Origin of the sequence: Gemmata palustris, from assembly GCF_017939745.1 — a bacterium.
Lineage (GTDB): Bacteria > Planctomycetota > Planctomycetia > Gemmatales > Gemmataceae > Gemmata > Gemmata palustris.
The window spans coordinates 7,937,259-7,961,145 of record NZ_JAGKQQ010000001.1 but is presented as its reverse complement, the minus strand read 5'-3'; the positions used below and the strand labels follow the sequence as shown (position 1 = coordinate 7,961,145).

Here is a 23,887-nt window from a genome sequence, read left to right as displayed (position 1 = left end):
GCCCCGCGCCGAAACCGCGCCGTCAGCGCCCGCCGGACCGCACGGGTTCCAGCGTCAACCCCGTGTCCAGGCCGCTCGTGACGGTCGTCGTCACGAGCCCCGGGCCGACGAAGCGCCGCGGCGGCATTTCTCCGTGCCACTTCGGTTCGGCCCCGATGCGGCCCGTTACCCCGCCCGTCTTTCGGTCCACCAGAAGGTGCCCGCAGATCAACCAACCCGACCCGTCCGGCACCCACTGGATGCAGTCCGGCCCGCCCTCGGACCAGAGCGAGTCGAAGTTCTTCATCTCGTACCCGAGCTTGTGCGTGGCCAGGCGCGTGCCGGTCGCCGCATCGAACACCAACACTTGGCCCCACAGGTCCGGTTTCTTGCCCAGCCGCCACAGCATCGCGAACTCCTTCCCGTCCGGGGAAAATACGATGCCGGCCGCTTGGCCGAATGGTTCGCTCTTGGGCTGGAGCATGACGTCCCCGGCGACCTTTCCGGTGGTGAGATCGAAGACCACCAGGCGCTGGCCGATCACCGTCCGCGCCTCCTGGAAGACCAGGTACCGGCCCCCGCAGCTCAGCCCGGCCCACTTGGTGTGGTACACGAGGTCGAACGAGAACTCCGACAAGACGTCACCGGTTCGGACGTCCCACACCTTGTACTCGGTCTTCTCGCCCGCGTCCGGGAACCGGCCCTCGTGGGTCATGGTCAGCAGCCGATCGGCACCGACGAAGCCGATCGGGAAGGCAAAGTCCTTCCCGCGCCCGGCCTCGATCCGCCGGACGGAGCGCCCGGTCGCGGACTCGATGACCTCGATCGTGGCCTCGGACGGCCCGCCCGTCACCCGGCCCGCCAGGTACCCTCCGTCCGACGCGAGCGCGAACCGCTCCCCGAGGGCAACTTTGGCCACGAACGGTTTGCCGGTCGCGCGCCCCGTTTGCAAATTGTAGACCTGCGTCAGCCCTTCCACCTCCGGTTGCCCCGTGGGTTGCTTCGGGTTCACGGCGACGAACGAACTCGGGAGCGCCGGGAAGCGGACCGTCTTGTGCAAGAACCCGAGTGGGATGACGGGCCACGCCTTGCCCGGAGCGCCCGGGGGCGCGGGCAGCGGGTCGAGGGCGGCCGTCCACGGGACCGCCACGGCGGGCAGCTCTTTGATCGGATCTTGCCGGTAGTGGTGCCCCTCCTGAACCGGGTTCGGCCGCTCCGCGGTCGGGCCGGGCTTCTCCCAGGCCTCGACCGCCTTGAGGGCCCAGGTCCGGGCGTGAAAGTCCGCGTCGGTCGTCACCGGTCGCAGGGCGCTCAACACCTCGTCCCGGCGGGCCGGTTCGGGCACGGTGTTCACCAGGGCCACGGCCCCTCGCGCCCGCGCGAGCGGGTCCGGGGACCGGAGCTCGGTGAGAGCCTGGGTGATCGGGTCCGGGCGGGGATTGTTGGCGCCGGGGGCCGGAGGGAGGGGGTTGTTCTGCGGGGGCCGCGGGAGGTTGTTCGGTCCGGGGACAACGGGGTTGTTCTGCGGGGGGCGGCCCGGATCGGCGCGCCCGTCCCGGGGCGCGGCGAGCGGGTTCGCGTCATTTCGGCCCGGTTGCGATTTGGTCATCAGGACCGGTAGCGCGGCGAGCACCGGGGTGAGGACGCCCACCAGAACGGCCCCGACGAGGCTCCAGGTGGCCCGGGTCCGAAAGTGCGCGAGCAGCTTGGCCTCGCTCCGGTCGGACACGATGAACGGCTTGTCCCCGCGGACGAACACCGGCGCGCCGCCGCGCCCGATCTCGACGTCCCCGATCACGAACAGCTTGTCCCCCTCCTCGATCACCGTCTCGGTGTAGCGCAGCCCCTTGTTAAAGATGAGCCCCTTGGTCGCGAACCCGTACCGCTTGGAGAGGGTCCGCTGGAGGCGCTCCGGGCAGTTCTGAAACGTACCAGACGTGGAGTGGGCCGACGGGGAGAAGACCGTTTCCGCGTCCGACAGTTCGATCCGCGCCGAGCCGGTCCGGTCCTTGACCGCGCACACGATCGCCTGCCGATCGGTGACGACCGTTTCCCAGTACGTTTCGGTGCGGGTGCCCGTCCTCCGGCCCCGGCTCTGGTGGTCGTAGGTCGAGACGGTCCGCGTCTTGAGTTCCTCCACGCGAAAGAGGAAGAACACGCACTCGGTCCGGGTCATCGGGCTGACGAGCGGCTCCTCCATCGCGACCACGCGCCCGGACGTCTTCCAGTAACCGTCGTCGAGGTCGCCGACGTCGACCGCCTCGGCCGACTCGATGCTGATGATCTTCGCCCGATTTCGCAAGAAGAAGAAGAGGCAAAGGCTGAACGCGACCATGCCAAACAGGAGGAAGAAACCCGCGATGAGTAGCGGGACGTTGCTACTGTCATTCACAGTTAATCGCTCTGCGTGGGACGGAGTGTGGGAAATAAATATACCCTTCAGACCGTCGCCGAGAAAGTGATTTCGCACCTCCAGCGCCTTGTGAAGTTGCGCGGGGCGGGCGCTACCGCTGATCGGCGGTTCGGCGGTTCGGCGCACCTCGGCCAACGACAGCACCCGCCGCAGATCGGCCCGGGCACTCGCGAGTTCTGGATCTCTTCGGGCGCGAAGATCGGGCATTGTGAGGGCGCGGGCGCCGGCCCGTTGTCCCTAAAGTCCCATTTCAACTGTTCGCCGCGGGAGCTCCGAACACGGGGTTCTGTGGGCATTTGCCCGTTCCAGAAAGTTTGTTCGGACCCGTCGCCGATAGGGGCGCGAGGTTGTGTAAAACACGCAGGGCGCCCGAGGCCCATTTTGCAGACCTGACGAAGCTCCAGTCGTGGCCGCCACAGACTTTTGCTGAACGGAGTCGCCCGTGTCCGAGTCCGCCGCCTTCTGGGTTACGCTGTTCTGGTTCGCACTAACGTATTTGGGCCTCGCACTCGGGCGGCTGCCGGGGCTGCGCACGGACCGGTCCGGGGTCGCGCTCGTCGGCGCGGCGTGGTTGGCCCTGGCCCGGTACTAAAAAGCGCTCACCCGGGCCGCTTGAACGAACGATCGGAGCGGCCGGCTCGGAACGCAACGGCGCTGCGAACCGTGCCCTCGGTCACCGGCCATATCTTCATGGGAACTTATCACGCTGTTGCGAACGCATTACCGTGAGCGCCAAGTCGATGCGCTCGCGGACTGACCCTACAAGGACAGCCCATGAACATCCTCGTCACGGCCGGGAACACGCAGACTCCTGTGGATCGCGTGCGGTGTATTACGAACATCTTCTCGGGACGCACCGGGGCTCAAGTCACTGCGAGTGCGTTTGATCGCGGACACACCGTGACGCTACTCACATCGCACCCGGAAGTTCTCAGCGCGATCCCCGCAACGCGCGAGCGCGTGGCGCCGCAGTGGTGCGTGCGGGCGTACCGCACGTTCGACGATCTCGACGCGCTCATGAAGGCCGAGATTAGGACCGGAAGTTACGATGTGGTCATTCACGCGGCCGCCGTAAGTGACTACCACGTTGCGGGCGTCTTCACGCACCGGGACGGGCAATTCGAAGACGCGACCGCCGGGAAGGTGAAGAGCTCGCACCCCGAGTTGTGGCTCAAACTTACCCCCGCACCGAAACTAATCGACAAAGTGCGCGCGGAGTGGGAGTTCGCCGGGAAACTGGTGAAGTTCAAACTCGAAGTCGGCGTTTCGCCCGCGGAACTGGAAGAGATCGCGGAACGCTCGCGGGTGCATTCGCGCGCCGACCTGATGGTCGCGAACACGCTAGAGGGAATGCACGATTGGGCACTCATCGGCGCCGGCCCCAACAGGTACCAGCACGTTGCACGGGCGGAACTCGCGGCTCATTTGCTCGCGGCCGTAGAATCGCTCCCCCAGTCGGCGAATGATAGCGTAACGGTCTGATCGTCTGCTGTAATCGGTCGCGGTTCCTGCCCCGTGAGTAGTGGGTGAACTCCACCCGCAAGGGCGGCGGGTGTGCTCACCCACTACTCGCCCGCGAGGGGCCAAACGAACCCGAGTTTGCGAATCGATTTTCGCACGGCCGGGAGATCGACCTCTCGGACGACTATCAGCCGATCCCCCGCCAGTACGCACTTCCCTTTCAACTGCCGATCGTTCGCCAGTTCCGCCGCCACGTGTTCGGTCGCGCACTCGATCAGCCGGGCCGGTCCGCCGTCCTTCAGTTGCCCGGCTTTGTGGTGGAGGTCGCTCAGAAACGTCTCGACCGCGGCGGGTACGCCGCCCACCGATCGCTCTGACAGGAACCCGCGCAACTCTTCGACCCGCCCGCCCTGTTCGACCACACCGAGGATTTTCGCCGCGGACAGTTTCCAGACCGCGGGGGACGTTTCCTCCGCAAATCGCTCCAGCACCAGCCGGTCCGCGGCCGCAGGTGGGCGCGTCGCGACCACGTCCAGGTTCGCCAGAACGCGGAGCGCATCCGTCTTTTGCGGGGCGGCGGGTTGGTACTCTTCGACGAGTCCCAGGCACCACGCCCCGAGCGGATTGATGCGGAAGTACAGCAACCCGTCGTACCGGCTGAAACACGATAGATCGTCGACGCCCCAGCGCTCCCTGAAATCGTTTCGGGCACCTTGGGGCGGGATGTACGCCACATCGAGTACCCCGATGGTCGCGGCGATCTCGAACAGGAACGCGAGGATGAATCGCCCCTGGAGTTGCTCCCAGGCGTGCGCGTCCTCGTACCCGAGGCTGCCGTACTCCTGCTCGAAGAGGTACAGTTCCCAGGAATCCCGTTCCCCAACGAGTGTAAACCCGCGCCCGGTCCCCCGCATGAGGCGCCAAAAGTCCTCGACCGCGACCCACTCGCCCGGTGGACAGTCCTTCAACACATTGAGCACGGCCTTGCGCCGGGTCGCGACCGCGGTGAAGTCGGCCCGCCCCTGTCCCTTAATCACGTCGATCCGCGCGAACTCGTCGATCAGGTGCGTTTTCTGCCACGCGGCCCAGACCCCGTCCAACAGTTCGGCCGCGGGTTTGTTCAGAGCGCTGCGCCCGGCCGGAGTGAGCTTCAGCGCATCGCCGCGCTTCTCAGCGAGCCCCGCGGTCTGCACCAGCATCGGCCACGCGAACGCTTTGATGGTCAAGTCGTGAGCCGGGTCGCCGTCGTGTTTGTCCGCGTCCCCGGGGGTATAGAAGTCCCCACCCGCCAGCACGCCGGTTATCGCTTTGCGGGTCGCCTCGGTCGGGACGTGCTTCTTGTCCGTTACCCGAACCTTGCCGGCGTCGATCAGCCGGAGTACCGCGGGCAGGTCCGCTTCGGCTTCGCGGGCCGTTTCTCGCACGCGGATCGGTACCGTTTCGTTCGAGGATTTCTCGGACCAGCGCGGCCAGAGGAGCGTCCGTTCGGTCGGCGGTTCGGCGCAGGTTCGCATCTGGAACGGGTCCGGGGCCGGAACGAACTTGAGCAAAATCGCGCGCACGTCCGCGGGCAGGTAATCGTAGTTGGGGAAAAACAGGACCGCGTGGGTCGGATCGCGGCGCGGGTCGTACCAACTCGATTTGCGCTCGGCCGTGGGTTCGTACCAGGCCACCTCGCGGCCGTACTTGGCCACGAAGCGAGTGCGCGAATAGTGTCCGTTCGGGTCGTGGGTCGCTTCGCGGACCGCGAGTTGAGTGATGCGGTCGAGTTGGTCGTAGAGGGCGCGCACGCGGGCCGGATCGGTCACCGCCCGCGTCAAGACGGCAACGAGTTCGCCCTTCTTCTTCGGCGGGTTCGGCGTAAGGAGCGCGACCAGCGGTCGTAAGCCGTCAATTGTCAGCCGGTTGAACTCCTGTTCCGCGGTTCGCGCTTCGTGATTCTGCCCGGCTCGCGTCATAACGCCCCCGTTCGTGCCTCTGCGCTTCGGGCGTCATTGTAGGGCACTCGGTTTTTGACGGAGCGCCGGCCATCGCACTTCACGAAGCACTCCCGCTTCGTGGTCATTTCCCGGGGCCGAGCGGATTTCTTCAATTTGGTTGCAAGGTGCAACTTCGACCCCAGTACATATCATCAGTTGCAATTTGAAACTGAAAAAGTGGAGACAGCCATGACCGCGTTCATCCTCCTGCACACCGCTGTGAGTGTCCTACCGATCGGGTTCGGGCTCGTTTCTTTCGCTCGGTACGGCAAGATCGACCCGAAAACCCGGCTCGGCAAGTGGTACCTCGGCACCATGCTCGCGGGTGCCGTGTCCGGGTTCGGGTTCCTCCTCACGCTCGGGTTCACTCCCGGTCAAGTTTTCGGCCTCGTCACACTCGCACTGCTCGCGATCGGAACACTGAGCCTTCGCGGTTCGTGGCGCAAGCCCGGGTACACACAAACAGCCGCACTTTCGACGAGCTTCCTGATGCTCATGGTCTTCGCCACCACCGAAACTCTGAAGCGGTTCCCGTCCGGTCAGCCGTTCGCGTCCGGCCCGAGTGACCCGGCCCTCATCCCGGTGCGGCTCGCGCTACTCGCACTGTTCGTGCTCGGGCTCACTTACCAGACGCTGAAGATCCGTGCGACCACCCGCCCGGTGGCCCGGCTCGAACGGGTGCTGGCTCAGTACCACCACGCGGTGTAAGGACGTTCCAACGCGGGTCGTCGCACCGGTGAAGGCGATCGGAGGAGAGGTAATCGCGGTGCGGAGCGAGGTGCGCGGCCGGACGAAATCGCCAAGGTCGCGGTCTTCCTCGGGTCGGACGATAGCAGTTACGTAGCCGGGATCGAACTGTTCGTCGACGGTGGCATGGCTCGGGTGTAACGCGAAGTGGGACTAACGACACGAGCCGCCCTTTGTGGGCGGCTCGTGTCGCGTTGTCGGACGTCATTTCGGTTTGTGGCCGCCGGGGAACCGGATGCGGGCGAAGTCCTCGGCTTTCTCGACGCGAACCAGGCCGCGGCTGTCCACGAGCATGCGCTCCCCGTTGATGCCCTCGGCCTCGTAAGCCAGGATCGGTTCTTCGCCCTCGCCCAACCGGTTGTCCGGCACGAACGGGACGAGCACGATCGGCTTCTGGTCCCGGGGCGAGACGAGCGACGCGATCGTCTCGCCGTGCTCTTTCAGGAACGGTTTCAGGTCGTCCGAAGTGGGCGGCTTCTTCTTCGTCCGGTACGCCTGCATGTACGCGGTCGAGATCTTGCGGAACATATCGGACGCGGCAATCGTCTGGTCGTCGTACTGCCGCGGGGCCGGCGACCCGCACCCGGTGGGAGCGAGCGCGGCGCCGGCGAGGAACAAGAGGAGGCTGAGGCGAAGCATGGCAAGTCCTTGGCGGTGAGGGGAGTGCGGGCGGGCACCTGTACCCGCCCACCGGGGCGGCGGATCACAGGTCGCCCGGTACCACCTCACTGCCGTTACGGGTGCCGATCGCCCGGTACGCGTTCACGTCCATGTTGTACCGGAGGTGCTTGACCGAGCCGTCGGCGAACACGGCGTTCATACCGGTCTGGTGGGCCGATCCGAAGCGCTCGTTGGCCCCGTAGTTCCAGGTGGTCGAGGTGTCGCGCTGCCCGATGTTGTCCGGGACCGGCAGGTCCCAGGTGCGCCGGCACACGCCCCACCCGTGCCCCCGGGTGATCGGGTCGCTCCCCCAGTCGTCGCTCTGGTACCGGTTGATCGGGATGTACTTCTCGCCGACCATGAGCGTGTTCGACGTCCCGTCCGTTACTCCGGTAACGGTCAGCCGCCCCTCGAAGTTGTCGACGTCCATCCCGTTGTGCGGGTTGTCGTACTCGTATGACGTGCCGTAGCTGCTCACGTAGTCGGCCCGGAAGATCATCCGGCCGGACTCGTTCAGACTGGAGTACGGCTGCAGCCCGCGGCTCGGGCAGGAGTACGTCGCGACCACGACCTTGTCAATTGCGGCGTTGCGGCCGAGGGTCTGGTCGGCCGCCGAATTCGACACCGGCGACAATTTCCAGAGGTTCGTCTGCTCGATGTAGGGGAGGAGTTGGAACTGCCACCCGGCCAACTGGGTCGTCAGGTCGAGGGCCGGCGGGCTGACCGCGGACTTGGCCGGGATCGGGCCGTTGGCCGGGTCCCACCACCGCCCACCGGCCGTCGGGAAGTACCCGAACGTGCTCTCGTGGTTGTGGTACGCCAGCCCGATCTGTTTGAGGTTGTTGGAACACTTCATTCGGGCCGCGGCTTCGCGGACCTTCTGGACCGCGGGCAAGAGGAGCCCGATCAGAATCGCGATGATCGCGATCACCACCAGCAACTCGATTAATGTGAACCCGCGGGCTGTTTTGGTCCCCAGGCGCATGGCGAGCCCCCTACGACAAAATGAAATGAGTGGGCGAAACACTAAATGCCATCGACTTGTGACTATGAATCCGATCCAAATCTGTTCGGCTCGCCGAATAATGCAGCAGGTTGCGAGCCGACCGGTTCAGACGCGACCACGCCCCCGGCTTATGTTGAGCGGGGAGGTGCCGACGATGAACACGTCGTCCAACCGAGATACCCGCGAACTTGTCCGATCCGACTTTAGACGTGTTAGCAAAGAAGGATAAACGTCAGCCCGTCTCTAGTCTTGGCGGAACCGCGAGCTTCCACTCGGTTCCGCGCACAACCTGTTGGACGGCGCGCGGACAGCGGTATCCGCGTAACTCGACTGATGCCGATTTTCGTCGTTCGAGCCACTGAGCAAGTACGGTGGCGCAGTTCCCGCACCGGTTCGGGGAACTTCTCGAGGCTCGTATCTACATCCGCTTGTAGCAAAGCGCGATCGCCCCAAAGTCACAGGCGCCGGGCGCCGGCGTTACAGCCCGGTTCGCATCCTCCGCTGTAAGTGCCACGCGAAGTAGCCCTCGTATTTTCGCTGGAGGGCGGGGAGTTGCCAGTCCCGGCCGGTCACCAGTCCGCGACAGGCCGGCGCGCCGCAGCGACAGCGCATCGGTTCGGCGTCATGGTCGATCGTGGCGTAATCCAGCATTAATTCTTCGCCTGTAACGACGTCTCGCATGGCGACGAACACGATTTGCCCCTGCACGCCCACGTTCGGTTCACACGAGTGGTTCAAGAACATCATCACCGACTCGAACTCTTCGGTCGTCACCGGGGCGAGGAACAGGTCGTCGGCAATCTGCATGTCGGCGTCGTTTACGACCGCCTTGTGCCGCTCCAGACTCGCCTTATCGAGCAGGTGGCCGCCCTTTACACACACGATCTCATCGCGGGCGATTGGCTCGGTTGCGAACAGCCCGCGACCGACGATTCCGCTTTCCCTGACAACGGTTTTCGGCGACCGATAGGACGCGAGCTGCATAACCACACCCTGCGGACCGGGCGAAACCGAGGTTCGATGTGGACGCCCCGCGTGCCGGCGAAGTTCGCGCTCGCCCGGAAAGAGCGGGGAGTGATAGCGGTCTCTACTCGCTCCCACAATTGCGCCGCTGGGTTCCCGCGACCAACTCGAACGACCGCAATCGGGCGGCGTGGTCGTAGATTTGCCCCGTCACGATCAGTTCGTCCGCGCCGGTCGATTCGGCAATGGCTTCCAACCCACGTTGCACCACGTCCGGCGAGCCGACCGCGGAGCACAGCGTCATGCGTTCGACGTGTGCCCGTTCGAGTGGCGACCACTGCCCGTCCATCGACTCGACCGGCGGAGGGAGCAAACCGGGTGTACCGCGAACCAGGTTCAGAAACGCCTGTTGAACAGAGGTGAATAGCCGGTGGGCCTCGTCGTGCGTATCCGCTGCGACGGCGTTGACTCCGACCATGACGTGCGGCTCGGCCAGTGTTTTGGAGGGCTCGAAGTACCGCCGATAGAGCGCCAGGGCTTCGTGCATGTAGTCCGGCGCGAAGTGCGAAGCGAACGCGAACGGGAGGCCGAGCTGCGCGGCCAGTCGTGCGGAGAAATCGCTCGACCCGAGTAACCAGACCGGCACGTCCAGTCCCTCGCCCGGGACCGCGTGAACCCCGTTCCCGGGGCCGCCGGGTCGAAAGTACCCGCGCAGTTCCTCAAGGTCTTGCGGGAACGTATCAGCGCCGAAGTTCCTTCGCAGCGCGCGGGCGGTTCGGTGATCGCCACCGGGGGCGCGCCCGAGCCCGAGGTCGATGCGCCCCGGGAAGAGTGCCGCGAGTGTTCCGAACTGCTCGGCGATGACGAGCGGGGCGTGGTTCGGGAGCATGATGCCGCCCGAGCCGACGCGGATGGCCGACGTGCCGGCCGCAATTTGACCGATAAGAACAGCGGTCGCGGCGCTCGCCACGCCCGGGATACCGTGGTGCTCGGCCACCCAGTACCGTTGATACCCCCACTGTTCAGCACGTTTTGCCAGATCGAGCGTGTTGCGAAATGACTGAGCCGCCGTTCCGCCTTGGCAAATGGGGGCCAGATCGAGGACCGAGAACGGAATATCGGACAGGGTTTTCATGGTGCTCCTCGGAGGAGCGACTTCAGGCGCGCATCGCTCCCCAGGAGATACCATCGAACCGCGCACCGTGTTACGCAGGGGAGCGAAGTACCGCTTGGGTACTTTTACTCGGGCCAGCGCCGGAGGACGATTTCGGCCCGGCGAGCCCCTCTCGAATCGGCAGAGGGGCTCGCGGCCGATCACTTCACCCCGCTCTTTTCCCGCGCCGGGCGGAACTCGTCGCCCGGGTTCCATGTCGGCAGACGGTCGGCGTCGGCGACGTCGCGGGCCACGCCGAGCGCGAACTCGGCCAGTGTGACGAACCCCGAGAAGTCCCAGTCGGGCCGGACTTCGTCCTGCGGCGAGTGGTACGCCTTGTCGTTGAATTCTTGCGCCGCTTTACGGGCGAAGTCCGCGGGCTTCCCCTTAATCTTCATCCCCGCCCCAACAGAGAACGCGGGGACGCCCGCGCGGGCCATCGAGAAGTGGTCCGAGCGGTAGAAGATCCCGAGGTGCGCGCGCTGATCGGGTTCGATTTCGAGCTTGGTTTTCTCTGCCACAGTCTTGACCGTTTGCCACGCGGTGGTCCGTTCCGCGCCCGTAACAACAATCGACTCCGGCACGCCGAGCGGCAGGATCATGTCGAAGTTGAGATTGAGAGCGGTCTTCCCCAGCGGAACGATCGGGTTCTGCGCGTAGTATTTCGACCCGAGCAACCCTTTCTCTTCCGCAGTAACGGCGAGGAAGATGGCCGAGCGCTTCGGTTTCGGAGTTTGCGCCGCCCACGCCCGCGCGAGTTCGAGCAACAGAGCACAACCGGTGGCGTTGTCCGCGGCGCCGTTGTAGATCGAGTCGCCGACGACCGCCCGGCCGACCCCGAGGTGGTCCCAGTGGGCCGTGAAGGCAACCGCCTCGGATTTGAGCGCCGGGTCGCTGCCCTCGACCATACCGACGACGTTGTTGCTCACGATCTTCTCGACCGTGGTCGGAATGTTGCCCTTAAGGTTGGCGCCGAGAGCGAACGCCTTGAACCCCTTCGTATCGGCCGCTTTGAGTGCCTCGTCTACCGTTTTCCCCGAGAGCCCGAGGAGCTTCTCGCCGGCCTTGCGCGAGAGCCACCCGGCGAACGCGAGCGCCGGCTTGTCCGGGTCGCGCTTGAGTTGCGCGCCGTCGAGCGGGCGGACGACGGAGTACGGGTACCCGGCCGTTTCGTTCGTGTGGATGATGAAGCACGCCTTGGCGCCGCGGCGCGCGGCCTCCTCGAACTTGAACGTCCAGCGCCCGTAATAAGTCAGGGCCTTGCCCCCGAAGAACTTGGGGTCGTCCGAGGGGGGCTCGTTCGTGAACAGGACAACAACTTTGCCCTTCACATCAACGCCCTTGTAGTCGTCCCAATCGAACTCGGGAGCGGTGATCCCGTGCCCGACGAAAACGACCTCGGCGTCGAACTGCTCGAGGTCCGTCTGCGTGTGGCTCGTGCCGCTGAACTCTTCTTCGCAGACGATGTCGAGCACCTCTTTGCCCTTCGTCGCTTGGAGCGTGGACTTCGGACTCGTGACCACGCGGACGAGCGGGACGGGCTGGAGGTACGTGCCGGCCGCGCCCACCGGCTTCAGGCCGGCCTTCTTGTACTCGCCGGCGATGTAGTCGGTGGCGAGTTCTTCGCCGCGCGTGCCGGGTCCGCGCCCCTCGAGCCGGTCGCTCGCGAGGTACGTGACGTGGGCCTTGATCCGCTCGGGTGAAACCACGGGGGGCGGGTCGGCCGCCCGTATCGGCAGCGCGGGCGCGCAGAGCGCGGCGCAGAGGACCGGCAGCAATCGGTGAACCACGAGATTTCCTCAATCATGAAGTGCGGCGGAGCGGAGAGGTCGCTCACCGCTCATTATGCGAAAAGACGCGCCGCGGTGCGGGTTCTCGGGTCGTTACCCGAGGGACAGCAGGTGATGGGTGCAGGTGACGGCGAGCGAGCCGTCGCCGACCGCGAACCCTACGCGCTTCGTCGTTCCCGCCCGCACGTCACCGGCCGCGAGCACCCCGGGGATGGTCGTTTCGAGCGGGCACGGGGCACGATCGGCGAGCGGCCAGCGACCCGAACGCAGCGCGTCCGAGCCGGTGAGAACGTACCCCGAATCGTCGCGCGCGACCTCCGCCGGGAGCCACCGCGCGGCCGGGTCCGCGCCGATGAACACGAACACGCCCGAGCACGCGAGCCGCTCGCGCGTGCCGCTCGGTGCGTGCGCGAGCACGACGCTCTCAAGATGGTGCTCGCCCCCGACTTCCGCGACCTCGGTCCCCTCGTGTACCGTGACGTTCGCGGCCCCGCGGATGCGGCTGACGAGGTACTCGGACATCCCCGTTCCGAGCGGGCTGCGGACGACGAGGTGAACGCGGCGGGTGCGGCAGCACTCGGCGAGGTGCATGGTCGCTTGCCCGGCCGAGTTCCCCCCGCCGACCACAACGACATCGGACTCGTCGTAGAGAACGGCTTCCACCGCGGTGCAGACGTAGTGAATCCCCGCGCTCTCGAACCGCTCGGCGCCGACCGCCGGGAGCTTGCGCCACCCCACGCCCGTGGCGACGAGCACCACGCGCGCCCGGACGACCGTGTTGCAATCGAGGTGCAGGAGCCGCGGTTCGCGGGGATCGACAGGAATCTCGATGCGCTCGACCGCAACGGGCGCGACCATCCGCGCCCCGAACTTGAGCATCTGGAGCACGCCCCGCGTTGCGAGTTCCGTGCCGCTCAGCCCCGCCGGGAACCCGATGAAGTTCTCGATCTTCGACGACCCGCCCGCCTGCCCACCGGGGCCGAGGCGGTCCAACAGCAGCGTCGAGAGCCCTTCGGAGGCGGCGTACACGGCTGCCGCGATCCCGGCGGGACCGCCCCCGATGACCGCCAGATCCACCAGTTCCCCGGGGCACGGGCGCCAGATGCCCGCGCACTTGGCGAGTTCGCGAAGGGTCGGATTAAAGAGCACCTGCCCGCCGCCGCAATCGACGACCGGTTTGGGGCAATCGGGCGTCTGGGCGCGCAGCGCCTGTTGACCCGCTTCGGTTTCGGAGTTGAGCCAATTAAAGGGAACGAAGTTTTTGTGCAGGAACTCGCGGACCAAGTTCGTGTCCTTGCAGTACCCGGCGCCGACCACGGTGATCCCGAGCGTGCCCACTTTCGAGAGCAGTTCCCGGCGCCGGGTGAAGGCGCTGATGAGTTTCTCCCCAAAACTGGGAACGCGGTTGAGGAGCGTTCGGATCATCTTGTGCGGCACGCGCAGTACGCGGGTCCGGCCCCGCGCGTACCCGCTCACGATCACCGGGCGCCCGGTCAAGAGATCAATGTCTCCCGTAAACCCGCCCGCGTGGTGCGTGGTAATCAGGGCGTCGGCGGCCGACGGGTTCCGGATCTCGATCGCCCCCTCCTCAACGGCGAACAGGTCCACTTCGGCGGTACCGGCGCGGAACACGACGGCGCCGTCCTCGTACTCAACGACTTCAGCGAGGGGTTTCAGGAGCCGGAACTCTGTGGGCGTCAGATTGGGGAAGGCCGAAAGATCGGCGTCCGAAGACATGCACACCGTCCATCACGGGCGACACGAGCGCGCGAGTGGCACCGCGCCTCCCGCACCCCATCAGCGTAACCCCCGAGCCGCGAATTGCCCATGCGGAACGAGTGGCGGGCTCGTGACGCGGCGAGTGTCACAGGATCGTCTCGCGGTGGTTAAACGTGTTGATGCCCTCGCTGTGCTCCCCCAGGTCCGCAGCAAATCCCGCGTCAGGCGGCTCAACGGCCCCCGCCCCGGTACTTCCGCCGGGTCCGTTTTCGCCCCAGTTCCACCGCGATCACCGCCCACAACCGCGTCACCCGCAACGGACCGGCCACCTGGACCCGCGTGCCACAGCTAGCGGCCACACGTGAGCACTCGGAACTCTCCCGGGAGCCCAAAAACATGCGCGCTCGACTCCGACGTCGAGCCGAGCGGGTCGGCTCGACGTCACGCGACTGCAGGCAGACGGCGCCAACGCGCAAATTTACGCCCCGCCTTTACCCGCGCACACTGGCCGTGCCTCTTCGGACGAGTCACGATTCGTGTGCTAGAACGCCTTGTTGACGTCAAGACCCGCGGGTTGCGACAGGATTGTTCGTCCATCACATTTCAGGCACTGGACGTGATCAATTTCACCGGGCCGGATCGAGCCGATGACGACCGGCGAGCGCCGGGCACGTGCGGACTGTAATTACCCGAGTGTTGGAGAGCTTCTGTTCTCGCGGTTGGCCATACCATTCCGCGTAAACTGCGCGGTGCCGGGTCTACCCGGCGCCGAACCCTGCCCCCAATCCGCCCATTGCGGGCCACGTTGCCGGTGTGTCGAGATGGTCCGTGAGCAACTAATAACGAGCCCTGTTGATTAGTTGCCATCGATCATCGCAGAAGGTGTTGCCAGGAAAGAACATCCAACGCGACTGATGCGTAACGGATCGACGCAATTTGGCACCAATCCCGCTTCAACTCCACAACGCGAACGGGCTGAGTAATGTTAACTTCGGTGTGAAATTCACGTCTGGATCTGGAGCTATGAGTACGGGTTCCGACCCGCAGAGAGAATTCACCCACGTTACGCCGCGGCCGCGCCACACAGAAAATCAGTACTTACTGGTGCCGAACGGCACGATGTCTGATCTCTTTCCAAGATGACGAGTTCGATGGCGATACGCGATGGCGCGAAATTTGCGACTTTTGACTTCCAGTGGCATTCTCGCCTAAAATGAATGTTGCCACTCTGGTGTTTTTTATTGTTTTCTAGTTGAGTCGCGTTTTTTTTCCCACAGCTCTGTGTTCTAGCCTTATTCGGCGCAGTTCGCAATCGAGCGGGGGAGAGTTAAAATGACGGGGACGAAATGCCGCGCTGACGAAGTTCGGGCGCACTTGGACGAAATCAAACCTGGTTGGCAAAAGCAGATCCGTGACGATCTCGATTTTCTGACGCCCGGATGGGAGACCTTTCCCGTCCTCGTCTGGGACGACGCTTCCGACCGGTGGATCGAAGTTGTGCTCTTGGCAACGCCGGAAACGGTTTCTCAGCACGCGACCGGGCTCGCAGCTCGGTTCCGGCGATGGCTCGGGAGGAAATGAATTCATTGCATTGACGGCCGTCATTTTTTCGAGCGAAATTCCGAAAGCACAGTCCATCCTGGCTTTGGGTTAGAGAACGACTTCTGTGCGCTTTTCCCTAATTATCTGAGGGCCAAGAACGGACCAGGGCCACTCGTTGCAACTCACCGAAATTCTCCGCAGGCCCGATCCGATTTGCTCTTGGCACACACCACGGAAAAGGTTCTCCGTTCCAACTCATTTCCCCACTTTATTTCGGGTAACGATCTACCGGAAATTACGGATCCCATTGCATCACCGTTTGACCGCTTTGCGCTGCGCTCGAGTTCACCCACTGGAGCGGGTGCCCGAGGTGCTGGGCGCTGCCGGTATCGTGGAATCCACAGCACTTCCCGGCACAACAAACTCCTTGGCGGGAGGATACCGCCGCCGACCGCCCGAGCCGCTCACACGCGGCACGTTTGCTCCGCCGCTCTCCCCACGCCAAGATTCTGCTCTGTCGTCAACAGATAAGGAAATCAGTCCGAGAAGACCCGATCCAGCGCCGCGCCGCAAGACCGTAGGGCGACGAATTGCGCGAACTCGCCGAACACGGGAAGTGTTAATCAACGAAATTCGAGGTCATTCTGTGCCAGGGGATGGCTGAGCGGAAATCACTAGCTGTCGCGAAGCGCGTACATATCTTGGCAACATGAGAGCAATGACGCTGAACGACAATCGATTCGACATTAATTTAATTAAAATAATCTCTATAAAATAAACTGATTAATTTTGCAACACCAGATAGTGGCGAGACGAGACCGCCGGACCGTAGATATCAGAGGCAAGTGCCACATTGACCGACTGCGCACACCTGCTAGTGAATACATCAGGCGCCCCGTCGAGCAACGCAAGAGGTGCCATTGCATTTTCGCAATAACATCAGATAGAGGAAATAAAACAACTGCGAATGTGGCAAGAAAATTGCTGTGAATACATCGCAAGGGGCGGACAGGAACATTTTGACCGAACTGATTGGATGTGCGAGAATCAAGGCACGGCACCACCCCCAACAGATGAAGAAATAATTAATCCGCTCAATTCGCTACTGAATCCAATGCACTTCGGCTTGACAAACTGGCACTGCAAGAGGTCGGGAGCAGCCATGCAATGACATAATTCCATCGCATTTCCTGAATTTAAAAGGGAATTGATGCGATGTCAGAATATTCCATACTGCGTCCGAAAAAAGCAATTATTTGGGTTGTGTACGGCCGTAGGGTCGCTAAAAAATACTGCTAGTTCGGGGTTGCGATTGCGACTTGGAAGAATATTTTCGGGCAGATGCGGAACTTTATTGCACCTGCTCTGTTCGTAAGGTCAAGGCTCGGAGGTTTTGTTCATGTTTTTTGGGCGACGACGACCCAAAACTATGGCCGAAATCTTTTCGCAGACGGATTGCATCGTCCAGCAGCGGATTAATTGCAAGGGGCGAATTAATTCGAAGCGTGGAACGCTCGCCCAGCAATTAGATTGCGGAGTCCCAATGCTGACACAACTTGCATCACGACAGAAGAGTGGAATCGCCACACACAGTAGTCAATCGGCTAACCCGATTTCGGAGAAAGCCTGCTGTACGATTAAGCTTTGGCGCTTGCTCAGTGGCCAATCTCTTCCCCGCCACGAACTGAGTTAATCGTTTTCTAACAATTGATCCCCCTTTTCGTTTGTTCCGTGGAGAACGAATAAGGGCGCCTCTGGCTCGCAAGCGATCCGTCGCTATTGCACGAGGCGGCAATCCGCGTAGGTGTCTAATGTTCGCGTTTAATGACGGTGGGATTTTTATGTGAGTATTTTATGTAGCCCATTGCGGTCAGTAGGTGGCGGTCTGTAGGGTTGGTTGTGCTGTTCAAACAAGGAGCGAGTGTCGTATGGTGGAGTCTTTTGACTGTGCGACGGAATCGCCTTTCCAGATCCAGGCTCCGCACCCGGCCTCAAGTGCCGTGCGACCGCTCGCGAAAGTGCGGGCGACTCTTGACGATCGGGCGCCGCGTGCGAACTCGGGATGGACCTTGCGACGGGCCGCCCGGTTCCAGCGAAAGAAGTACGGCCGGCTGGCGGGCCGTACCGCCGGAGCAGTCGCCAAGCGAGCGCTCGACGTCTCGGTCGCTCTCGCCCTCTTGATCGCCCTCGCCCCCCTGTTCGCGATAGTGGCGCTGCTGATTAAGGCGACCGACGGTGGCCCCGTGTTGTTCTGGCAAACGCGGGTCGGCCGCTGGGGGCGCGAGTTCCGGTTTCCGAAGTTCCGCTCGATGGTCCCCAACGCCGAGCGCCTGCTCACCGCGATTCTCGACCAGAACCACCACCAGAGCGGGGTCACATTCAAGCTCAAGCGCGACCCGCGCGTCACGTGGATCGGGCGCCTAATACGTCGGGCGAGTATTGACGAATTGCCCCAGCTCTGGTGCGTACTGACCGGGCGCATGACACTGGTCGGCCCGCGCCCGGCGGTGGTGCGCGAGGTGGCCCAGTACACCCCGACAGAGCGCCGCCGCCTGGCCGCGACACCGGGGCTGACGTGCATCTGGCAGGTCAGCGGCCGGGGCGACATTCCCTTCGGGCGCCAAGTGGAAATGGACATCGAGTACATCCAGAAACAGTCGCTCCTGCTCGACCTGAAGCTCCTCGTCCTCACCGTCCCCGCCGTTCTGTTCGGCCGGGGCGCGTACTGACGTGCAATAGCAAGACAGCAAGCAATTATCGCGGTCGGCTAGATTCTGTGACCAGGGGATCGTCTGCCCCTCTGGCCGCGGCCCGACCGGAGCGCGGAGAGCGTGCAGTTCCCATTGAGCACCGAACTCGAGCACAAGCGTCGAGCCGAAACGACGGGGATTGAAATGCGTGCCGTTGTCATCACGAGCGATCATTCGGGGAGCGGGGCGCTCGGCGCGCTGAGCGATCTGCCACTGGCGCTCCTCGCCGACCGCCCGTTCCTCGATCACGTGTGCGAAACCTTGGTCCGTTCCCGGGTCACTGTTGTCGATTGGGTGTCCCCGCCCAATTGCGAAGCCGCCCTGGATTTTTTGGGGGACGGGACGCGGTGGGGGGTCCGCTTCAGGCACCACGCCGCGACGAGTGCCGCGCATGTGTACCAGATCGTTGGGCGACTGCTCGCGGGCCGCGCGGACGGAGAGGCCTTGGTCCTCGGCCGCGGCGACTGCCTCGTAACCGTGCTCGCACCCGCCGGAGCCGGTGGCCCGGCGACGGTCCTATACGATGCGGAGTCGGATCCGATTGACGGCCCCGGGTCCGATCAGTCCCGGCGGTGGAGCGGTTGGGCAACGGTATCCGGGAGGGCCGAACGCATTCCGGCTATTTCCGACGAGCGACAACTAGAGAGTCACCTCGTCGGTGAGGGCGATCGGACCCAGCGGGTCGCGGCGCTCGACGCGCTCGACTTCCGAACGCTCGGCGGGTACCTGGCCGCGAATCGCGCGGCGCTCGGGGATCTCGCCCCCCCCATTCCGGGGTGCGTCGGGAATTGGCCCCCGGGGGTCCGCGTGGCGCCGAGCGCGCGCGTTCACCCGCTGGCAACGTTGATCGGCCCGGTGTTCATTGGCGCGGGTTCCGAGATCGCGGCCCGGGCCACCATCGGACCGAACGTTGCCGTCGGCGCCGACTGCATTATTGACCGGGGCGTGGTCATCACGGACACCGCGGTTCTGCCGGGCACTTACGTCGGTGAAGACGTGCGCCTCGATTGCGCGCTGGTGGCCCAGGGTCGGGTTATCACCCTCGGGAAAGAGGGAGCTGTCCTTGTTACCACCGGGGTGGCCGTCGCCAGTTTGACCGACCACCTCCCGGCGCGCTTGACGGCCATCGCGGCCCGCTCGCGCGATCGGATCGCGACCTGGGGCGCACGGGCTGTGGAAACCGTGCGAGCGCTCCGGCGCTCGATTCGGGACGGATTGGGCGGCGCTAACACGGGCGGCCGAGAGGCCGATGCCGTGCCGCTCCCTACTGCGACCGACTGACGTGATCGGGAAAGGCCTCCGATCGCGTCGCGTTTTTTAGTTTTCCAGGCCCCATTGTGGTGCCCGGGATTGTTCCGACGGCCTGTTTCAAGGAGATGCAATGAAGAGCGCCCGTATGCTCGCAACCTGCGCAAAGGTGCTGTTCGCCGCCGTGGCGATCTGCGCCAGCGCCGCCCCCGCCCGGGCGGACCTGCAAATCAGCCTCAATGAATCGGCGTCGAACACCTCGGCCGGGATCTTCGTCTATGACGTGAGCTTCAACACCTCCGTCAGCGGCGGGGTGTCGGCCCAGCGGCTGCAAGCGGGGAACTTTGTCACCCTGTACGACGTTGTGGGGTTTAAGTCAGCGGGCCTGAGTGCCGAGATCCTAGCGGCGGATCCGGATCTATTCAGCCTGGCGACCCCGGCGACCGGAAAGAACCCGGCCGGGTTTACCCCTGAGGCAGGGCGCGACACGGCGCTGCCGAACGTTGTGCTTACCTACGCCGGTTCGACCCTGACGGCGGACACGACCTTCGTGGGAGCGCTTACGATCACGTCGACGGCGACTGGCGTGAACGAGAGCGGTCTGTACGCCAGCCAGGTCACCCGAAACCGGGGCGCCGCCGCCGGGTCGCCCATCGGCGCGTTCGGCGAGGTCGCCGTTCCTATGGCTTTGCCCGAACCGTCGGGGATCTTCGCGGCCATCGCGGGCCTGCCTTGCCTGGGTCTGGTCTTCGGGTTCGCTCGTCGGCGCCGCGAGATCGCGGCCGCCGCTGTGTAAACTGTCCCAGCGGGCACTTGTGAGTGCCCACTGAGAGGAGCGGGGCTGCGCGAAGGGTCGGCAGCCCCGCTCAACTTTTCTCATTGGACCGTCGTCCGTGTGTTACTGTACTAAACTGGTGACTTCGCGCCCGGCACCCGAAATCGGCTCGTGCGGTCGCTGGTCGGGGGCAACCTCTTCACGAATCGACAACTTCGACGCCCGGGTAACGTCATGGCCTTGTTTGAGAAACTCCGGTTCTTCGGAACGAGCACCGGCCTGCTGATCGTAGCCGCCGCCGCAACTGCGGCCTGGGCGTACTACCCCACGGGTCGCGCGCTCGTCCGCCTCTGGCACTCCGACCCGAATTACTCTCAAGGGTTCCTGGTCCCGATCCTCGCTCTGGGTTTGCTCTGGTATCGCGCGTGGGAGCGCCCCCCGGGCACCGCACCGGCACCGTGGTGGGGGCTCAGTCTCCTGGCGGGGGCAGTGGGCCTTCGGACCGCAGGGGCCTATTTCTTCGTGACCCCGTTCGACCACCTGTCGCTGTTGGCATCCCTCGTCGCGATTTGCCTACTCTTCGGCGGCCCGGCGTGGCTGAACCGCGCGTGGCCGGCGCTCGCACTGTTGGTCTTCATGTTTCCGATCCCCAGTTCGGTCGGTGGGACGTCGCTCACCGACGCGCTCCAGTCCATTGCGACCCGCGCGAGCACGTTCGCGCTGCAGACCTTCGGGGTCGTGGCCGCTCGCGAAGGGAACCTGATCCTCCTCAAAACTACCGAACTCGGGGTCGTCGAAGCGTGCAGCGGGTTGCGCATGCTGACGGTGTTCTGTGCCCTGGCGCTGGTCGCCGCGGCCCTGGTTCCCGCGGGCTGGGTTCGCAAGGCGATCCTGGTGGTCAGCGCCGTGCCCCTCGCCATCGCGTGCAACGTGATTCGGATCACCACGGCCGGGGTCGCGAGCGAGTCCCTGGGGACCGAGACCGGCTACTTCATCTTCCACGACCTCGCCGGCTGGCTGATGGTGCCCCTTGCGTTCCTGCTGTTGGGCGCGGAAGTGTTCGTGCTCTCGAAACTGTTCCGACCGGTGCCTTCGGCGCCGGCCTGGGCGCCGGGTTCTTCGGCCGTCGCCGCGGTCTGAGCGCGACGACAATCGCCGCCGAAGGTGCAACTTTTAGGTCGGGTCCGGCGTCGAAATAAATACCTAATTCATGGAACTTTCGCTCGGCTCGCGCAGCAAAATTCGCGCCTCAGCAACTCCACCGGGCGGTTGTTTTGATCTGCGAGTCTGCAACGAGCGGGCCGAGAAAGTGTAATCAAAATGTCCCTACCGATTCCGTCCCAATCAGGTATCGGCCAATCGCACGGGGCCCTGCAGCCGGCTACCGGGGGCGTCCTCAGATTGGTCCCCGAGCGGGCACCGAGCAAGCCGGACCACGCCGGACCGCCGGGCCTCCGCCAGCGCGTCACCCCGGGGGCGGTCCTTGCGGCACTCCGCCGCCGCTGGCCGGTGGCGCTGGCGCTGGGGCTCGTCCTCGCGCTCGGGGCCGCCGCCACCACTTGGACCCTCCGCCCGGAGAAGTACACCGCGTTCGCCATTATTCAGGTAGCGTCCACGGAGCCCAAAATGCTCCCGGACGCCACCCGGCTCCCGGACGGCTCCACTTATACCAAAACCCAGATCGCTCTGGTGCGCAGCCGGACCGTGCTCTCGGTGGCCCTCCGAAATGAAAAGGTCCGCCAGCTCCCGTTCGTTCAAGCGCAGCCCGAGCCGGTAGAGTGGCTCGAGAAAGAACTGGTGGTCGAGCAGATCCCGAACACCGAAATTGTGCGCGTGTCCCTGACCGCGCGCGGCGGGAAGAGTGATCTGGCCCCGGTCGTGAACGCCGTCGTCGAAGCGTACATGGCCGAAGTCGTTGGCGCGGAACAAACGTCCCAAAAGGCGCACCTCTACGACTTGGATAAAGCAGCGAGCAGCGTCAAGGAACAGCTCCGGCGGCTCCGCGAGTCCGTTCAAACGATCACGCGGGCGCTCAAGGGCGGGGATCCCAAAATTCTCACACTCAAGCAGCAGGCTCTCCTCGACGAGTCCGCGGCCCTCAAGCGGGAGCTCGCGGTCACGAGCTCCCGCCATCGCGACCTGGAAATCAAGATCGCCCTCTACCGCCTCCGGCTCGACCCGGTCAAACGGCTCCCGATCCCGTGGCACACGCCCGCGCCGCTCGGTGCCGCGGGCGCGGACGCGCTCATCGATCACGAGCTCGACACGGACCCGCGGGTCGTCGCTTTGGAGGCGGACGCCGCCAAACTCCGCGACCAACTCAAACGGCTCGATGCGATCTTCGCGGATCCGAACAACGTTGCAAAAAAGGACGCGCAGCGGCGCCTGAGTGCGGCCGAGGCGGCCGTCGCGACTGCTCGGGAGGAGCGGCGTGTGGCGATCGCGGCCCGGGACCGGGCACGAACCGTCGCGAGCACAGCTCAGTTGCTCCGGGAGGCCGAAATCGAACGCGACGCGATCCAGAGCCAGCGAGAGGCGCTCTCGAGCGAGGTCAACGCGCTGAAAGGCGACATCGAGTCCCTCGGTCTCAGCTCCGTCTCACTGGAACTCGAGCGGGCCGAGGTGGAGCGGAGCGAGCAGTTCCACCGGACGATTCTGGAACAAAAGCAGCGCCTGGAATTGGAGTTACAGAACTCGGCCCGGCAGCGCGTGTCGGTGCGGTACCGCGCCGAGGACGCCGCCGTGTTAAACAAGAACGGCCGGTTCCAAGAGGCGGCCGGGGCCGGGCTGATGGGCCTGTTCGCGGGCCTGTTCGCGGTCGCCGCCTTCGACCTCCGGGTCAACCGCATCCACACCCCCGCGGACGTCTCTCGGGGGCTCCGGCTGCGGGTGATCGGGTCCCTCCCGAACGCGCCCGACGACCGGCCCGCTGGGGGCGGCCAAAGCAAGTACCGCCGCGGGTTCGTCGAGTCGATCGACGGGCTCCGGACCACGCTCCTTCACGCGCACTCCGAGGGGCGCGGCGCGGCCCTCATGGTTTCCAGTTCGGGACCGGGCGAGGGGAAAACGACGCTCGCTACCGAGTTGGCCGCGAGCCTCGCGCGGGCGCGGCGCCGCACCGTTCTGGTCGATTTCGACCTGCGGGCCCCGTCCCTTCACCGGTTGTTCGGCGTCGTTCACGCGCCCGGTGTGTGCGAAGTCCTCGCGGGTACCGCCGGCCTCGACCAGGTCATCAGGCCGACCGAGACCGCCCACCTCCACATCCTCGCGGCCGGTAAACTCACACACGACGCGACCGCGGCACTCGCTCAACGGGCGACGATCCAGCGCGTCGTGGACGAGCTGCGCGCGCAGTACGACTTCGTTATCATCGACTCGAGCCCGCTGCTCCTCGTCCCCGACGCGCTCATGGTGGCCGGGTGCGTCGACGGCCTGTTGTACTCGGTCCGGCCGGGGATCAGTCGGGCGGCCGACGTGTACGCCGGGTACGAGCGGCTGAACGATCACCAGCTCCCGTTCCTCGGTGTGGTGGTCAACGGCGTGGCCCACGGCCAGTCTTACGCCCAGGGGTACGGGCAGCCACTCGATTCGCCCGCCCCGACCATTGTCGCTGGTGACGGGCGCGTGATCTGATGCACGAGTGCCGTTCCGAGCTTTCTTGGGCGCGGCTCGGGGTTTGAAGTCGCTAGTTGTCTCAGATTC

General features: G+C 64.7%; 17 protein-coding genes and 1 pseudogene. 10 read left to right on the top strand and 8 right to left on the bottom strand.

The window, feature by feature from the left end; translation table 11 throughout:
• Window positions 1–22 precede the first annotated feature (22 nt).
• The gene (locus J8F10_RS33075; protein ID WP_210661111.1) at window positions 23–2,599 is read right to left on the bottom strand and encodes a GIDE domain-containing protein; all 2,577 of its coding nucleotides are present in this window, start codon (window positions 2,597–2,599) and stop codon (window positions 23–25) included.
• A gap of 235 nt (window positions 2,600–2,834) precedes the next feature.
• Between J8F10_RS33075 and J8F10_RS33070 the strand changes: the two genes are divergently transcribed.
• Together J8F10_RS33070 and J8F10_RS33065 are read left to right on the top strand one after the other, a co-directional pair.
• Window positions 2,835–2,984, top strand: a complete 150-nt coding sequence (locus tag J8F10_RS33070) for a hypothetical protein (protein ID WP_246523724.1) — start codon at window positions 2,835–2,837, stop codon at window positions 2,982–2,984.
• Window positions 2,985–3,166: 182 nt separating this feature from the next.
• The gene (locus J8F10_RS33065; RefSeq protein WP_210661109.1) at window positions 3,167–3,874 is read left to right on the top strand and encodes a phosphopantothenoylcysteine decarboxylase domain-containing protein; all 708 of its coding nucleotides are present in this window, start codon (window positions 3,167–3,169) and stop codon (window positions 3,872–3,874) included.
• 83 nt (window positions 3,875–3,957) lie between these two features.
• On the opposite strand, the gene J8F10_RS33060 is transcribed toward J8F10_RS33065, so the two are convergent.
• Entirely contained in the window at window positions 3,958–5,811 is a 1,854-nt protein-coding gene (locus J8F10_RS33060; protein WP_210661107.1) for a helicase-associated domain-containing protein, read from the bottom strand.
• Window positions 5,812–6,021: 210 nt separating this feature from the next.
• Here J8F10_RS33060 and J8F10_RS33055 point away from each other — a divergent pair, with 210 nt between their 5' ends.
• Window positions 6,022–6,540 carry a hypothetical protein gene (locus tag J8F10_RS33055; RefSeq protein WP_210661105.1) on the top strand — a complete coding sequence of 173 codons (519 nt, stop codon included), beginning with the start codon at window positions 6,022–6,024 and terminating at the stop codon, window positions 6,538–6,540.
• 66 nt (window positions 6,541–6,606) lie between these two features.
• Window positions 6,607–6,720: pseudogene (locus J8F10_RS33050) on the top strand (SDR family oxidoreductase); the annotation flags it as partial.
• Between the two features lie 63 nt (window positions 6,721–6,783).
• On the opposite strand, the gene J8F10_RS33045 reads toward J8F10_RS33050, so the two are convergent.
• From J8F10_RS33045 to J8F10_RS33020, 6 genes are all read right to left on the bottom strand, one after another.
• Window positions 6,784–7,218, bottom strand: a complete 435-nt coding sequence (locus tag J8F10_RS33045) for a hypothetical protein (protein WP_210661103.1) — start codon at window positions 7,216–7,218, stop codon at window positions 6,784–6,786.
• A gap of 64 nt (window positions 7,219–7,282) precedes the next feature.
• Window positions 7,283–8,224 carry a DUF1559 domain-containing protein gene (locus tag J8F10_RS33040; RefSeq protein WP_210661102.1) on the bottom strand — a complete coding sequence of 314 codons (942 nt, stop codon included), beginning with the start codon at window positions 8,222–8,224 and terminating at the stop codon, window positions 7,283–7,285.
• Between the two features lie 498 nt (window positions 8,225–8,722).
• Window positions 8,723–9,229, bottom strand: coding sequence for an SET domain-containing protein (locus J8F10_RS33035; protein ID WP_210661100.1), 507 nt, complete (start codon window positions 9,227–9,229; stop codon window positions 8,723–8,725).
• Window positions 9,230–9,332: 103 nt separating this feature from the next.
• Window positions 9,333–10,343 (bottom strand): LLM class flavin-dependent oxidoreductase, encoded by a 1,011-nt coding sequence (locus tag J8F10_RS33030; protein WP_246523722.1) that lies wholly within the window; start codon window positions 10,341–10,343, stop codon window positions 9,333–9,335.
• 179 nt (window positions 10,344–10,522) lie between these two features.
• Window positions 10,523–12,151, bottom strand: coding sequence for a M20/M25/M40 family metallo-hydrolase (locus J8F10_RS33025; RefSeq protein ID WP_315854206.1), 1,629 nt, complete (start codon window positions 12,149–12,151; stop codon window positions 10,523–10,525).
• A gap of 93 nt (window positions 12,152–12,244) precedes the next feature.
• Window positions 12,245–13,888 (bottom strand): FAD-dependent oxidoreductase, encoded by a 1,644-nt coding sequence (locus tag J8F10_RS33020; RefSeq protein WP_210661096.1) that lies wholly within the window; start codon window positions 13,886–13,888, stop codon window positions 12,245–12,247.
• Window positions 13,889–15,202: 1,314 nt separating this feature from the next.
• Between J8F10_RS33020 and J8F10_RS33015 the strand changes: the two genes are divergently transcribed.
• The 6 genes from J8F10_RS33015 (at window position 15,203) to J8F10_RS32990 (ending at window position 23,818) form a co-directional block, all read left to right on the top strand.
• Entirely contained in the window at window positions 15,203–15,451 is a 249-nt protein-coding gene (locus J8F10_RS33015) for a hypothetical protein (RefSeq protein WP_210661094.1), read from the top strand.
• A gap of 2,030 nt (window positions 15,452–17,481) precedes the next feature.
• Window positions 17,482–18,141 (top strand): sugar transferase, encoded by a 660-nt coding sequence (locus J8F10_RS33010; protein WP_246523720.1) that lies wholly within the window; start codon window positions 17,482–17,484, stop codon window positions 18,139–18,141.
• A gap of 165 nt (window positions 18,142–18,306) precedes the next feature.
• Window positions 18,307–19,443: a hypothetical protein gene (locus J8F10_RS33005; RefSeq protein WP_210661090.1), complete on the top strand. Its 1,137-nt coding sequence runs from the start codon at window positions 18,307–18,309 to the stop codon at window positions 19,441–19,443.
• 100 nt (window positions 19,444–19,543) lie between these two features.
• Window positions 19,544–20,206: a hypothetical protein gene (locus tag J8F10_RS33000; RefSeq protein WP_210661088.1), complete on the top strand. Its 663-nt coding sequence runs from the start codon at window positions 19,544–19,546 to the stop codon at window positions 20,204–20,206.
• Between the two features lie 213 nt (window positions 20,207–20,419).
• Window positions 20,420–21,325: an exosortase/archaeosortase family protein gene (locus tag J8F10_RS32995; RefSeq protein ID WP_210661086.1), complete on the top strand. Its 906-nt coding sequence runs from the start codon at window positions 20,420–20,422 to the stop codon at window positions 21,323–21,325.
• A 180-nt stretch (window positions 21,326–21,505) separates the two neighbouring features.
• Entirely contained in the window at window positions 21,506–23,818 is a 2,313-nt protein-coding gene (locus tag J8F10_RS32990) for a polysaccharide biosynthesis tyrosine autokinase (protein WP_210661084.1), read from the top strand.
• Window positions 23,819–23,887: the final 69 nt, after the last annotated feature.

Coding starts and splice junctions, on each gene's coding strand:
- J8F10_RS33075 (WP_210661111.1), bottom strand. CDS start 2,599: ATGCCCGATCTTCGCGCCCGAAGAGATCCAGAACTCGCGAGTGCCCGG.
- J8F10_RS33065 (WP_210661109.1), top strand. CDS start 3,167: ATGAACATCCTCGTCACGGCCGGGAACACGCAGACTCCTGTGGATCGC.
- J8F10_RS33060 (WP_210661107.1), bottom strand. CDS start 5,811: ATGACGCGAGCCGGGCAGAATCACGAAGCGCGAACCGCGGAACAGGAG.
- J8F10_RS33055 (WP_210661105.1), top strand. CDS start 6,022: ATGACCGCGTTCATCCTCCTGCACACCGCTGTGAGTGTCCTACCGATC.
- J8F10_RS33045 (WP_210661103.1), bottom strand. CDS start 7,218: ATGCTTCGCCTCAGCCTCCTCTTGTTCCTCGCCGGCGCCGCGCTCGCT.
- J8F10_RS33040 (WP_210661102.1), bottom strand. CDS start 8,224: ATGCGCCTGGGGACCAAAACAGCCCGCGGGTTCACATTAATCGAGTTG.
- J8F10_RS33035 (WP_210661100.1), bottom strand. CDS start 9,229: ATGCAGCTCGCGTCCTATCGGTCGCCGAAAACCGTTGTCAGGGAAAGC.
- J8F10_RS33030 (WP_246523722.1), bottom strand. CDS start 10,343: ATGAAAACCCTGTCCGATATTCCGTTCTCGGTCCTCGATCTGGCCCCC.
- J8F10_RS33020 (WP_210661096.1), bottom strand. CDS start 13,888: ATGTCTTCGGACGCCGATCTTTCGGCCTTCCCCAATCTGACGCCCACA.
- J8F10_RS33015 (WP_210661094.1), top strand. CDS start 15,203: ATGACGGGGACGAAATGCCGCGCTGACGAAGTTCGGGCGCACTTGGAC.
- J8F10_RS33005 (WP_210661090.1), top strand. CDS start 18,307: ATGCGTGCCGTTGTCATCACGAGCGATCATTCGGGGAGCGGGGCGCTC.
- J8F10_RS33000 (WP_210661088.1), top strand. CDS start 19,544: ATGAAGAGCGCCCGTATGCTCGCAACCTGCGCAAAGGTGCTGTTCGCC.
- J8F10_RS32995 (WP_210661086.1), top strand. CDS start 20,420: ATGGCCTTGTTTGAGAAACTCCGGTTCTTCGGAACGAGCACCGGCCTG.
- J8F10_RS32990 (WP_210661084.1), top strand. CDS start 21,506: ATGTCCCTACCGATTCCGTCCCAATCAGGTATCGGCCAATCGCACGGG.